Annotated in this window: 13 protein-coding genes; 6 read left to right on the top strand and 7 right to left on the bottom strand. The window is 40.0% G+C overall.

The features are described from left to right. The first annotated feature begins 176 nt into the window (after positions 1-176). On the top strand, positions 177-1103 hold the full coding sequence (locus tag V7K27_RS36375) for an MBL fold metallo-hydrolase (RefSeq protein WP_442947588.1): 927 nt from the start codon (positions 177-179) through the stop codon (positions 1101-1103). Between the two features lie 270 nt (positions 1104-1373). On the opposite strand, the gene V7K27_RS03705 is transcribed toward V7K27_RS36375, so the two are convergent. The 3 genes from V7K27_RS03705 to modA form a co-directional block, all read right to left on the bottom strand. After that, entirely contained in the window at positions 1374-2048 is a 675-nt protein-coding gene (locus tag V7K27_RS03705; protein ID WP_334944429.1) for a hypothetical protein, read from the bottom strand. 375 nt (positions 2049-2423) lie between these two features. Beyond that, positions 2424-3005: a DUF642 domain-containing protein gene (locus V7K27_RS03700; RefSeq protein WP_334944427.1), complete on the bottom strand. Its 582-nt coding sequence runs from the start codon at positions 3003-3005 to the stop codon at positions 2424-2426. Between the two features lie 66 nt (positions 3006-3071). Next, positions 3072-3917, bottom strand: coding sequence for a molybdate ABC transporter substrate-binding protein (modA, locus tag V7K27_RS03695; protein ID WP_334944426.1), 846 nt, complete (start codon positions 3915-3917; stop codon positions 3072-3074). 761 nt (positions 3918-4678) lie between these two features. Here modA and V7K27_RS03690 point away from each other — a divergent pair. Next, positions 4679-5080: a fasciclin domain-containing protein gene (locus V7K27_RS03690; protein ID WP_334944424.1), complete on the top strand. Its 402-nt coding sequence runs from the start codon at positions 4679-4681 to the stop codon at positions 5078-5080. Between the two features lie 190 nt (positions 5081-5270). On the opposite strand, the gene sfsA is transcribed toward V7K27_RS03690, so the two are convergent. Continuing rightward, positions 5271-5996, bottom strand: a complete 726-nt coding sequence (gene sfsA, locus V7K27_RS03685) for a DNA/RNA nuclease SfsA (protein ID WP_334944422.1) — start codon at positions 5994-5996, stop codon at positions 5271-5273. A gap of 263 nt (positions 5997-6259) precedes the next feature. Here sfsA and V7K27_RS03680 point away from each other — a divergent pair, with 263 nt between their 5' ends. Then, positions 6260-6928, top strand: coding sequence for a 2OG-Fe dioxygenase family protein (locus V7K27_RS03680; RefSeq protein ID WP_334944420.1), 669 nt, complete (start codon positions 6260-6262; stop codon positions 6926-6928). Positions 6929-7568: 640 nt separating this feature from the next. Then, the gene (locus tag V7K27_RS03675; protein WP_334944418.1) at positions 7569-8837 is read left to right on the top strand and encodes a tetratricopeptide repeat protein; all 1269 of its coding nucleotides are present in this window, start codon (positions 7569-7571) and stop codon (positions 8835-8837) included. A 119-nt stretch (positions 8838-8956) separates the two neighbouring features. Here V7K27_RS03675 and V7K27_RS03670 read toward each other — a convergent pair whose 3' ends face one another. Further along, positions 8957-9754, bottom strand: a complete 798-nt coding sequence (locus tag V7K27_RS03670; RefSeq protein ID WP_334944416.1) for a DUF4114 domain-containing protein — start codon at positions 9752-9754, stop codon at positions 8957-8959. A 640-nt stretch (positions 9755-10394) separates the two neighbouring features. Beyond that, positions 10395-11993 (bottom strand): B12-binding domain-containing radical SAM protein, encoded by a 1599-nt coding sequence (locus V7K27_RS03665; protein WP_334944414.1) that lies wholly within the window; start codon positions 11991-11993, stop codon positions 10395-10397. Between the two features lie 212 nt (positions 11994-12205). On the opposite strand from V7K27_RS03665, the gene V7K27_RS03660 reads away from it, so the two are divergent. Beyond that, positions 12206-12865, top strand: a complete 660-nt coding sequence (locus tag V7K27_RS03660) for a hypothetical protein (protein ID WP_334944412.1) — start codon at positions 12206-12208, stop codon at positions 12863-12865. On the opposite strand, the gene V7K27_RS03655 is transcribed toward V7K27_RS03660, so the two are convergent. After that, on the bottom strand, positions 12849-13661 hold the full coding sequence (locus V7K27_RS03655) for a DNA methyltransferase (protein WP_334944410.1): 813 nt from the start codon (positions 13659-13661) through the stop codon (positions 12849-12851). The two genes, V7K27_RS03660 and V7K27_RS03655, sit on opposite strands and share 17 nt — an antisense overlap. 47 nt (positions 13662-13708) lie before the next feature. Here V7K27_RS03655 and V7K27_RS03650 point away from each other — a divergent pair, with 47 nt between their 5' ends. Further along, positions 13709-13954: a helix-turn-helix transcriptional regulator gene (locus V7K27_RS03650; protein WP_334944408.1), complete on the top strand. Its 246-nt coding sequence runs from the start codon at positions 13709-13711 to the stop codon at positions 13952-13954. The last annotated feature ends 44 nt before the right edge of the window (positions 13955-13998 follow it).

Raw genomic sequence — 13998 nt, 5'->3', positions numbered from 1 at the left:
AGTTTGAGAATGGAGTGAATGTGAGCATCTGCGAACGGGGAACGCACAAAGATATCGTTTTGCAGGTCAAGCGGATTATCAACTGCACTGGCGCAAATTGTGATTACCGCAGATTGCAGCACCCATTAGTCGCTAGCCTTCAAGAACAACGGCTGATCCGTCCCAACACATTATCAATGGGAATCGACACTGCTGCAAATGGTGCGCTAATTGATGCAGATGGAAATGCATCTCAAATGCTGTACACCTTGGGGACACCGCGCAAGGGCAATCTTTGGGAAACTACTGCTGTTCCCGAAATTCGGGTTCAGGCAGGAAATTTGGCACAGGAGTTACTGAAATCTCTCAATCCAAAACCCGATGCTACTACTTTCATGTTGAGGAAACCTGCGATGTTATTTCGTCAACTATTCGATAAAGAATCTAGTACTTATACTTACCTAATTGCCGACGCAAATAGTAAAACAGCTATTCTAGTTGATCCTGTATTGGAGCAAGTCGAACGCGATCTTCAGATATTGCGACAATTGGGGCTGACCCTAAGCTACTGTGTAGAAACTCATATCCATGCTGACCATATTACTGGAACAGACAGACTGAGGACACTGACGGGTTGTTTGGGGATTTTGCCTGAGAATGCGGCGGCTAACTGTGCAGACCACTACATTGCCGATGGAAATATATTGGAATTAGGGAACGTGCAGATTCAGGCGATCGCTACCCCTGGTCACACTGACAGCCACATGGCATACTTAGTCAACGACACTCATCTATTAACTGGAGATGCCCTGTTTATCCGGGGTTGCGGTCGTACCGACTTCCAAAGTGGCGATGCTGAATCACTGTATGATGCCGTCACTCAGAAGCTATTCACATTACCAGATGACACCTTGGTATATCCCGGTCACGACTACCAAGGACAGACAGTATCCACCATTGGCGAAGAAAAGCGCTGGAATCCCCGATTTGCTGGACGCAGCCGCAACCAGTTCATCGAACTAATGAAAAACCTCAACTTACCCCAACCGAAAAAGATGTTGGAAGCTGTACCGGCAAATCAGCATTGTGGCAGAGTTTTAGTTGCATTGGATTATCAAATTTGAACAAATATACCAGATGAGAAACAAGATTCTTGCTCCCTCTCCGAACCCACGGAGAGGGTTGGGGTGAGGTTTAACAAGGCTTTTTAGGAAAGTGAGATGCTTCCCAATACTGCGTAGGTTTTGCTGCATAGTCATTTGAGATCCCCCTTAGTCCCCCTTAAAAAGGGGGAAAAATAAGGCATTTTTAGCCCCCCAATTTATCGGGGGGTTGGGGGGATCGACTCAAAACCTACGCAGTATTGAGATGCTTCCCTGTTTTTACCGAGCTTTCTAACTAATTACCTTCTTTTTCTTCAGCCATATTCCCAATAAGCCTGTAACTGCTATTCCTCCAATAGTTGATGCCTCAGGCACAGGTTTTACACTTACATTATCCAAATATAAGAATGCATATCTATCCACAGACCCAAACTTTAACTCTGTGGATGATGCATCTGCCGTGAAATTGAACTTATATGGCGTGTATGCTTGAAAAGAAATATTCTTTTGATCAAAAAGATTTTTTCCACCTATAAATGTCTGAAATTGATTATCAAGGTTAGGTGGCTCGTCTGTAGATGCTAAATAGTAACTTAGTTCGTATTTCTGACCCGGTTGTGTAGAAAGCGTCTGTGATATGTAGCTGAGGTCTATAAATCCACCAAGTGATAAGCCTTGATTACCACTTTCAGGAAAATTGCTAATTCTAGTTCCTGATCTATCCATTGGATCACCAAACTTAGTCCATCCTGTAACGTTAGGATTTGTAGTATTGGGATTATTTGGATCTATGAGAGAGTCGAGTTCAAATCCTCCATTAAAAACAAGGTTTCTAGGATCTAGAACATAGTTGGGATCATATTCTGCTTGTGCTACTGGAATATAAGTACCAGTAATCAAAGCAGTGCTAGCTAAGGTAGTAGTAAAACTAAAAAGAATAATTGAGAGTTTTTTAGTTAACTTCATCAAACTTGACTCCAAATAATTCCAAATTACGACAATTAACCAAAGAAGAATTCAGAATTCAGAATCAATGAGTGGGCGATTGACTCCTGAATTCTGTTTGTTTAAAACCTTGATTTTCTCTTAGTCCACGGAGGTGAACTTAGTTTGTGTAGTAGGAAATTCTATTCGCCCAAGACTTTTCAAACATCCTCTAAGAGAATCAGGGTTAGCTTGTCATCTGTGGTTTATTTATCCCCATATAGGACTCCTGTTTGATTTTTGAACAAATTAAGTACTAATCGAAAAGGCTTATTCCCTACTCCCCACTCCCTATTCCCTACTCCCAGCCTACGCAAGTCAGTTCAATAATCAAAGCGGATTACTATAGTTTTCTCCTTAATGTTCAGGTGTAGCTTTGACACTCACATCATCCAAATATAAAAACGCATACTTTGCGATGGAACCAAACTTGATCTCTGTGGATCTTCCTTTCGCTTTAAAATCTAATGTGTATTGTGTGTAGGGTTGAAAAGGAATATTGTTTTTAACAGAAACCGTCTTTCCACCGATAAAAACCTTAAATTCATTCTTAAGCTCAGGTGCTTCCTCTGTAGATGCTAAATAGTAAGTAAGTTGGTAGTCTTGACCAGGAACTGTATGGATAGTCTGTGATATATAGCTAATACCTGAAAATGCACCAAGCGATAAACCTTGGTTCCCAGTTTTAGGAAAGTTGCTAATTGTAATACCTGATATATCTATCGGATCACCAGATTTAACCCATCCTGTAACATGAGAATTTGCAATCTTGGGATTATTCGGATCTGCGAGAGGGTCGTTTTCAAATCCCCCGTTGAGAATCAAATTTTGTCCTTCTGCTTGTGCTGCTGACTTATAAGTATTGCTAATCACAGCAGTATGCAAGAAGGCAGTGGTCAAACTACAAACAATAATTGAAAGTTTTTTAGTGAACTTCACAAGACATTACTCCAAATAGTTCAAAATTCACAACAACGAGTACTTAGTTGATTTACTTTGCAGCGATTAAGGCAGGATAAAGCCATAATTATTTTTGAAGATATTCTTGGCAGTACTACCACTTAAGTAGTTAGAAAAACTTTGTGCCGTGGATAAAACTTTAGTTCTCGTGAGTATACCTAGTGGATAGACAATCGGATTACTCTCTGTGGTCAGGGCAGTGTCTACGACTCTTACCTTGTTAGAAATGGCAGCATCGGTTTTGTAAACCGCGCCTGCACTGATAGTTTTACTTACACCATTAACTACAAGAGTTTTATTTTCAACAGCAGTCAAAACGTTACGCACATTACTAGCAAGGTATAATTTAGGTCTGAGAGTAGTGAAAATACCTCGGCTAGTGAGAACTTGTTTGGCATAATTTCCTGCTGGCACAACTGGAGGAGTACCCGTGTAGTCACCTATAGCAATACCAGTAATATTGGCATTGGTCAAACCATTGAAGCTAGTAAGAGCAGGACTAACAGCAGGTGTCGTCGGAACAATCAAAACTAGACTGTTTTTGACAACGTTTTTACGGCTACCTGCAACCAATTTACTTGGGGTTGCATTCTGCAAAACATTTATTTGGTCGGTAGCAGCAGAAATGAAAATATCTGCTGGAGCTCCTGCTTGTATTTGGCTCAGTAAGGTACCAGAAGCACCAAACGTATAAACAACGTTGACACCTGGATTAGCATTTTGGTACTGAGTTTTAATGCTATTCAGGGCGTTTGTTAAGCTGACAGCCGCATAGACGTTAAGTGTGGTTACGGAGCTTGCTGGCGAGAAATTGACAAACTGCAAGCCTATTACTAGCATCATGCTGGTAACTGCCGTAGCAATCCAAACAATAAGTCTTCTTCTGTTCATAAAAGTTATAGTTCGAGGAAAATATTACCTAAGAGTCTCATTGTTGACATACCTAACTTACGCACAGGCAACAGAAAAACCACCACAGAGATGGCAGAGGATATGGATAAATGGGAGTTTCAGAGGGTTTTTGCGTAAGTCCTACGTATAATCAATTCTGGAAATAAACGGCCAATCACAATTGCTAAAAGCATTAGTGTGATCAGCCGTTTATTATTTCCGAGTAGGATTACACAAACAGCGAGTGAAATGTATTTAGTGATGAAATAATATCAGTTAAATACGCGCATTACCAATATTTTTGGTGATAAAATCATGACAAAAGGCTAGGGCAAAGGAATATAAACACTAAATAAACTCTGCATTGCCTGCTTAACAAGGGTCATATTAAAAATTTTCAGGTAACTCTTAAATAGCGAAAAACCTAGTTTTGTACCAACTTTGTAAAATTAAGATGCCTTTACCCATCTTTTTAACTAACTTTTTTGGTAAAAAATGCTGTGTTGATACTAGCGGACAAGCCGCCCCTACCACTTTCTAGAAAAAGTAGCGATACCTGCGGCGGTAAACTACGCATCCAGGAGCACTAATAACTCAGCCGCTCAGAGAATGTACATATAATTCTTTATTTGTATAAAAATATATATAAACTTTTATAATATCAATAAAAAATTTGATTTAACATACACCTAACGATAGATAGATTTTATTAAATAAATAGTTTAGGTTTGTAGCAGCTTACACAGAACTAGGTAAAACACATGTCCAACATAATTGACACTGCGGTTAATAATGGTTCTTTCAAGACACTAGTAGCAGCAATCGAAGCGGCTGGTCTGGTAGATACACTGAAAGGTCCTGGTCCATTCACCGTCTTCGCACCCACTGATGCAGCGTTTGAAAAGCTTCCAGCAGGTACAGTAGATGCATTACTGAAAGATATTCCCAAGCTCAAGAAAATCTTGACCTATCATGTTGTCTCAGGTAAAGTGCTGGCTGCTGATGTAGCTAAACTGAAGACAGCTAAAACAGTTGAAGGTTCAGATGTAAAAATTGATGCTTCTAATGGCGTCAAGATCAATGATGCAAAAGTTGCAACAGCAGATGTTGCTGCTGATAACGGTGTCATCCACGTAATTGACACAGTTTTGATTCCTGCATAAACAAACCTCAGAATAGCGAATGCTATTTGTGAGGCGGCGACTACCTATAGTCGTTTCTCGATTACAGTCTGGTTGAATATTTTTTAGGAAATACCAACTATCAATAAATCCATCTAGATACTGTCTAGATGGATTTATTGTTTTATCCGTGTAGAAACGTTGCAATGCACGTCTGTTTAATTAGATTTAATCAAATTTTTAGTTTTGCCAAACCCAAATAACGGATACCTTCGGGGGAAATGTCAAAACGGCAAGGTAAGACTTCTAAACCAAGAGCGATCGCATCCCGTAATAATTTACCATATATAGGATCTGTGCGATCGCCAGGCGAGAACTCAGTACAATCACTACGATTGATAAAGTAAAGCATCACTGCACGAGTTAGAGGTAACAGCGCCATTAGTTCTCGCAAGTGCTTTTGTCCTCTTGTAGTCTCCGTGTCAGGAAATAAGGCTAATCTCCCCTCAGAAAAAGTTGTATTTTTCACTTCTAAATAAATCGGGCGTTCCTCATCACTCCCCGTCAAGAAAAAATCCACTCGACTTTTTTTATCTAGCCCATAAACCACCTCGCCCTTGATTTGGCTATAGTCGCCCAATTCTGGGAAAAGATGTTTCGCCAAAGCCAGTTTTACCACCCGATTGGGCAAAAAAGTATTTATACCTACCCAAGTCGGCTGATTGTCATGTACCTGAATTAGTTCTAAAGTGTAAGCCAATTTGCGGTTCAGATTATCGCTTTTGGAAAGCTGTACAGCACTTTGGGGAGTTGATACTCCAGTCATTGGCCCTGTATTGGGACAGTGTGCTGTGACTATTTCGCCAGAAGTAAGTTGAACGTCAGCAAAAAACCGCTTGTAGCGTTTTAGCAGAATACCTGAATATAAAGGTGGGTAACGGTAAAGCCAATCAATCATTATGGAACCTTGTTGCTCTAGTAAATATACGTCGATTTCTTTCTCACCGAACCCCCATCAGCAAATCTTTTCAGCAGCTACTCATACACCCATCAGCATTACTCCGCCCTGTGACAGCATTTGAGTAACTTTATATATCATAAAGTGTCAAATTCTGTAGTTAAATTAACAACATCTTAATAAAAAGTAGCATATACTAGGTGTTATAAGCCTCCCATAAAGAAAAATCTGGGAGAATTTCAACGTGCAAGGAGGTAAATCCTATGCAAAAAGTGTGGACAGCAACGGAATTAGAATATGCTTTTCTGTTTACTCTAAGAAAGGTAAATTCGATCAATCCAGAAGGTTTTAAGGCATTTTTTAGTAATATGCCTATTGATCCTTATATCAAAGGCAACTATCGTTCGAGAAGATTGTCTCGGTTCACAGCTTCTGGAAATCAGTTAATCAAATTACCTCATGGCTACCTCTTTCAAACTAAAGAGTATAATCCATTAGTGGGTGATGTAAAAAGAGAGTTTGCAGAATTAGATGATGCACTCATAGAACTTGATATTTTTAGAAATCTTGTCTTAGCATTTAGTGATTCTTGTAAACTTCATCCTGAAGCTGAAATCGGAGTTCATCAAATTAGAACTATTTGTTCGCCAGATAATTTGGGTAATCCAGCGCCTGAAGGCATACATCAAGATGGTACTGATTTTATTGGCATATTCTCAGTAGATAGAGATAATATTGAAGGTGCAGAAACACATTTGTATACTGCCAAAAAAGAAAAGCCTGTGTTTAGCAAAATTCTAAATCCGGGAGAACTATTATTGGTTAATGACCATGATTTTTTGCACTTTACCACTCCCATAAAACCACAGACTGAGGCTCAAGGAAGTAGGGATGTTTTTGTACTAACTTCTCCTAGCTTGCTTTCAGAATAATTCTAGTTAACTGTAAATATTTTACAATCTACGAGAGATGGGGAATTGAATGTAGTCATTTCCCCAGCTTTTTTATTTGGAATTGAAAATAATCGGGCTGATAGTGGTTGTTTACTTGCGTTGGCTATAGGACTAGTATTTGATTTTTGAAATGCGCGTAGTGGACCCTCATGGCTTTAATAGTGCATTAGACGTAGAGGTAGGTTGGGTTGCGCTCCGCGCAACCCAACTGATTATCAGGATGTTGGGTTACGCTTTGCCTCCACCCAACCTACATTTTTTTTGCAACATTAAAGCCATGACAGTCCACTGCAATAAATTGCGGGCTAAGGGAACTCCAAAAAATAAATTATTCCATCTTGTGGGATGGGCCGAAAAGCCCGTCCTTGGTGATTAGCGGGCAAGATGCCCGCACCACAAGAAATTTTTAGATATTTTTTTATTTGTCAGTCCCTAATAGCTAAAGTGCGTTGAAACGCACTGAAATTCTCTTAGGGTGGTGTGTTCGTTTCAATTCACTCAAAATACGAAATCAAGCAAAGCCACGCTGAATACTTAGAATATTAAGGGTGAGTGCATAGGTTAGGCTACGAAGGAAGCCTACTGGAATTTAACTAACTGAATCAACCAAACAAATGCCATGAATGACGAATTCTACAATAAAGGATTGGAAAAGGCTAGGCGAAAAGACTACGCTGGAGCAATTGAAGAATTTAACCAGGCTTTAGAACTGACACCTTACTTTCCCGAAGCTTACTTGCAACGGGGTTTGGCATATTATGACTCAGGTGCAATCCTTAAGGCTGTTTCCGATTATACCGAAGCCCTGAAGCTTAATCCTGAGAGTGTAGAAGCATATTATTGTCGTGCATTGGCTAGGGTGGCGCTGAAAAATTTGCCGGGGGCGCTGGAGGATGTTGACCGTGCTATTCGTCTGAATCTGAATTATGCTGCTGCTTATAATCTGCGGGGGATGGTGCGGCGCAAACAGGGTTATATTCAAGATGCGATCGCTAACTTTAAAAAGGCTGCACAATTATATCTGGAACAACAGGATAAAGAGAATTGTCGTCTGTGTCTGGAACTAATTAAACAACTACAACCCAAAGAATTACCTGTTGTACAGCAATCAGGTTCTCCAAATGCGCCAATTTTATCCACAAATGAATATTTCACGCAATTATTAGAAAAAGCTGAAAAGGGAGATACCCAAGAGGCACTCGCCGATTTAAACTGGGTATTAAAAGCCGATCCGCAAGATGCCCAAGCTTACTGCTGTCGTGGGGTTGTGCGTTGTAAAATGGGGAATTATCGAGAAGCGATCGCAGATTTTAATCAAGCATTGCGACTAAATTTTCATTCTTCCATTGTCTATCGCAACCGAGGCAAAGCCCGTTCTGTATTGGGAGATCATCAAGGTGCGATCGCGGATCTTAACCAAGCACTCCAGATGCAACCCCAAGATACCTTAGTCTATATTGCCAGAGGTAATGCCTATCGGACAACGGGCAATTATCTCGGTGCAATTCAAGATTACACCCAAGCGCTGCAAATCAATCCCGATGATGCTCAAGCTTACTACAATCGCGGCATTGCCTATACTTGCTTAGAAGAAATGCAAAATGCTCTGGAAGATTATCAACGGGCGGCGAGTATCTTTTGTGAACAAGAAGACTGGGGAAATTATCAACAAGTCTTAACTAGCCTAGAAAAAATCCAGAAATTTAGTCCAGAGGCAAAAAAGCAAAAATATCACCTGCTACGTCAGCGACTTTTGCGAATGGTTGGGGGATATTGGGAAATTGCCGAACGATTGATTCAGCAGAAGCAGGATTATCATCCTGGGATGTCAGACGAGTGGTATTTGCAAAAAGTAATTGATGATTTAGAACGCGATCGCGGTAGATAAAATATAAATGCCACTATACACGAAAATTCACCCGTAGAAGTGTACGGGTGAAAATGCGATTAATCACTTACTATTTTTCAATCAAACTAAACGCATCCTATATTAAGAACGTTCAAAGTTTAGTTAGAAGTGCGAGTTTGACGACGACGCAATCCAAACATACCAACTGCTCCCAGCGCGAACATTGACAGAGTAACAGATGGCTCAGGAACGGTAGCGCCAATTAGCTCTCTAACATTTGCCTCGCCGATATCAAGAACGACGACAAGATCATTAAAGTCACGGTCAGAATTTTGGTTCAAGTTACCAGTTGCGTGTAAACCCCCATATAAATCCTCAAACCCCAGAATGATGTAGTTGTTATAAGCATAAGCAACTACGTGCTGTAGTCCGTCAGCATTAGAGGCAGTTTGAGTACCAAAAATATTGCCATTGGAATTGTTAAAACCATCAGCTTTCAAAAATAAGTCCAGTTGAGTACCTCCGGCAATAGTACCAATATTGACCCCATCACCGATTTTTAGTCCACTACTGGCCCCGCTCATTATACACTTAGATTCGTTACAAGAAGCATCCTTAAAAAGCAGTCCAGAACTGTTAGTAGTTCCTGTGGCATTGAAGGCTAACTGGTTTCTATAACTAGCGCCCTCATTGATAAAGTCAACAGATACTTTGTAGTCGTATTTTAGGTTTAATTTACTAGGGTCTAATTTAACTTGTCCGCTATTTGGGAGAGCAATACCTTCTTGTTGGACAAATTGTTGAAAAGGATCAGCGTTAAAACCACTAGATATCGCTGGTTGAGTCCAGGTATTATTCCAAGTAAAACCAGCAGCAGATGCAGTTTCTACTTTGGAAACTAATCCGGTCAAGGTAGCTGTAGCGGCAATCAAGGCAGTCAACAAAGTAGCTTTCATATCAGAATTAATTAAGTAGGTAAAACAATTTAGACAGTAATATTTTTAGCACTCCGTCCGTCTCGCTACTTAAGTTCTAACAGCTATGCTTTGGCAACGTCAATCATTATTTTGGCTTTTATTTGTATATTTAAATAGCTCTTTATTTAAAGTATTTTTACTGAAAAATGGACTGAATTAATCACCTCATGTACTATCATTATGATTCAGTATTTAAACTTAATAGATAATGAGACTTTTATCGGAAATTTATATTTTTTATTAAAATTAGATGTGTAATGTTGATAGTTCAAGTCCAAAACCTAAAAAAGTTAGGGGTACTCACTAGTATCCCTAACTTTGTAGCACTACTGCTTCCATAACTCTCAAATCATGGGCAGTAATTATACCAATTCTTCAAAAAAGAGTTACAGAAGAGAGAAAATAGAGTCTTACTATTACCTATTACCCATTACCAGCCTTAACTACAGGGCTATTTCATTCTAGACATAAACCGCCCGGAACTGAAGTTCTTTGGCTTTTAGCTAAAGTCCGTTAAAACGGACTATAACCAATTCTTAAGTCGTCTTGAGACGACTTTCGCTATTAGACTCAGAATTCATTCTGAGGCGGGCTAGATGAGAATGAAATAGCCCTGGCCTTAACTGACTACCGCTTCAGCTTTTTCTTCTGCTTTTGCCTTCAATAGCACGTATGGCTTTTCTGCACCTTGTGCTAGATATTCTGCAAGCTGACTTTCAATTTGATCGCGTACAATTTGGCGATACTCTAGAAAATGCTCGTTGTGGGCACAAGCGGCGAGGTAATGCTCAACAACTCCAGGGTTACGCTTGAGAATGCTGAACAAATGATGCCAGAACTTCCAACGGGTTTCCCGTTTGATGCCTTGTCGCCAAATTACAGTCAGCAACGCTTTCACAACTACCAACTCTGGCATTTTCGCTGGGGCTTTCCAACTCGGCAAACCCATCATTAAGAAGCAGCGGTAGGTGCGATCCAAGTACTGCACTGGGTCGTATAAAGTACAAAATGCCTCAATATATTCTCGTGCAAGTTCTTCCAGGGGACGGGTGGGGAGGAAGTTCATCAATGTTGTCTGGTTGATGTTGCCATCTTGATTTTCCCGTAGTCGTCCTTCCTTTTTCAGGCGATGCCAAAGCGCGGTATTTGGTAACGCTTGCAACATGGCAAAGGTTGTTGAGGGAATAGCTGCTTGTTCAGCAAAGCGGACAATGCGATCGCCTGCACCTGCTTTTTCGCCATCAAAGCCGATAATAAACCCAGCCATTGGGCGTAATCCCGCTTTGGTGATGGTTTGCACTGACTCAGTTAGGGAACTGCGAGTATTTTGAAACTTTTTGGTCATTTGCAAACTATCCTCATCCGGCGTTTCGATTCCCAAAAACACCGCCGCGAAACCACACTCAACCATTAACTCCAACATTTCTGAGTCTTCTGCTAAGTCAATTGAAGCTTCAGTGTCAAATCGGAAGGGATACTTGTGTTCTGCCATCCAGACTTTTAACTCTTTCAGCAACAATTTCACATTTCGCTTGTTGCCAATAAAGTTATCATCCACCATGAACACACCCCGCCGCCAACCGAGTTCATAGAGGTAATCTAACTCTGCTAACAGTTGTGCTGGGGTTTTGGTGCGCGGTTTGCGCCCGTAGAGAACAATAATGTCGCAAAATTCGCACTGGAAGGGACACCCACGCGAAAACTGCACCGACATCATATCATAGGCATTCAATTCTAATAAATCAAAGCGGGGTATTGGTGTGCTTGTGACATCAGGTTTTTCTGTGGCGCGGAAAGTGCCAGATGTGTCTCCCCTTTTTATTGCCTCAATAAACATGGGTAGCGTGATTTCCCCTTCATCCAGAATCAGAAAATCTGCGCCAACGTTTTCAACTTCGTGAGGTACAGAGGTGGGATAGGGACCGCCAACTGCGACTAACTTACCACGTTTTTTTGCTTCCTGAATTTGGTCGAGTAAATCTTGTTTCTGGACAATCATCGCGGAGAGAATTACTACATCTGCCCATGCCCATTCTGCTTCTGTTGCTGGGCGGATGTTGCGATCGACCAGCTTGAATTCCCATTCTTGGGGCAGAATCGCGGCTACTGTTACTAAACCTAGAGGCGGTAATAAAACTTTGCGATCGACTAACTCTAAGATTTTTTCATAAGACCAAAAGGTTTTGGGAAATATCGGATACACTAACAAGATTCGCATGTAGTATCAATCCTCACACTTTGATTGTTATTCCACTCTAACGAAAATAAAGAGTGATTGACTTTTTCAGGACTTACGCAAAGAATAGCCGAAACCCTTAATTCCAGGTAGGGGCAATTCATGAATTGCCCCTACAGGGTATAGTTTTGCGTAAGTCCTATTTTTATTAAAAACGTTATTTTAATACACATAAGTTTTTTTTTATCCGCTATATGTATAATATTTTAGAACGTTGGAGTATTACGGTTGACGAACTTAGTCAAGCAATTCTTGAAAATGGTAGCCTACGCGGAATGGTATTTGGCTATGTAGCTGAAATTAAGCTGCGTAATATCCTTAAAAATGCTGGGACTATAGCAAGCTTGGTTAAAGACGATGATCATGACCGAAAGAAAAAGGGCGACCTCCGTATCACATATAAAGGTCATGAATTTAAAATTGAAGCTAAATCTCTTCAAACTGCCCGTAATAAAGTTTTAAATGATGGAACTTTTGAAGGGGTATCACAAGTTGATGCTAGCGACCGAAGAACAGTAACATTGCCAGATGGATCGAAGCTTGAGACAACTAATCTTGTTGTGGGCGAGTTTGATATATTAGCAGTAAATTGCTTTACATTCGAGGATAAGTGGCATTTTGTTTTCGCTAAAAACAAAGATTTACCTCGAACTAACTTCCGAAAATACACAGAAGCACAACGGCAATATTTGTTAGCAACAACAGTTAAAGTTAGATGGCCTGCTACAGGTATATTTACAGCTAACATATTTAGTCTTCTAGACACAATAATAGAAGAGCAGAGCAAAAATGAACCTAAAGAGGTTGTTATTGTTGAAGAAAAAGGTAAGTTACCTTTTATTGCCGAAGAGTAACTACGTTAGAAATGCGAGTTTTCATCTTTTGAAATATTAAGAAGTAAGAATGATTTTTCCTCGCATGTACTTGAGTTTTTAGTCTGCTAACACCAGGTTGGTTAGCTCGCATGACTACAAACAAATCTTTTGTGTAAAAGCCTAAAGATTCATACGCTGTAATAATCTCTACATGGGTTAATCGCTGTTTGTTAGCACTTACTTCGTCCTGGCACTTAACTATAAAAATACCTTTAGGTTTTATTACTCTATATGCTTCTAGACCAGTTTTAAGGTATAAATCTACAACAGCATCATGCCACTTTGGTTGGTCATCTGCATGTTCTATGGCTTTACCATTAGAGTAATGATCTCTAAAAGCTGAGTGTGTTCCTGACCCTGCTAATTGTCCAACTGAGGAGCGAAATAGACCTTCCATATAAGGTGGATCAAATACCATACAATCAAGAGAATTATCTTGAAATGGAAGCATCCTACTGTCTATTTGTGTCTTAACTTCAACTTCATGAATGGGGTCTGTCTGCACTTTCGCATCAATATCTGAAAAAAGTATCCGATACTGATTTACTGGAATATGTTGCCAAAAAACACCTTTGCCATAGGTAACATCAGCAACGATAGAATTTTTCGGAATATGTAATTTCATTATGTTTGCAAAAACTTCCGCATTCCCAGTAATGTAAGAGGATACAATGACATCTGTCGTTGCCTCACCACCCTGGACACGGCAGGGTTTTTGTTCTGATAATGGTAACTGCTCCATTAGGGATTTCTTTAAAACACTTAGTTTATTCATATTCAATACTCTACTTGAAGTAGAGTAAAAAGTCAAGGTATCCAGCAGTGCAGGAAAAAAAAACTATAAAAATTACGATTACGTTAAAACAATATTTGGATTCTGTTGGAATTACTTCTTACGTTTTGGGTAAGTGGGTTGATGGAGTAAGCCCCCAAACGGTCTACGCCATAGCAAATGGTACGCGTCGCCCAAGCTTGGAGGTATTAGAAAAAATTCTTAGCAGTCTTCATTCTCATGGTTATCCTGCAAGCTTAGAAGACATTATTCAAATTGAAGCAAAAGAGAACTAAGCTGTAGGTTCAATACTTCCAGGTAATTATTAAGTATCTGGGAA

This window comes from Nostoc sp., from assembly GCF_036919575.1.
Taxonomy (GTDB): Bacteria; Cyanobacteriota; Cyanobacteriia; order Cyanobacteriales; family Nostocaceae; genus Nostoc.
The sequence above is the reverse complement of the archived record's forward strand: the minus strand, read 5'-3'. Positions and strand labels throughout refer to the sequence as shown.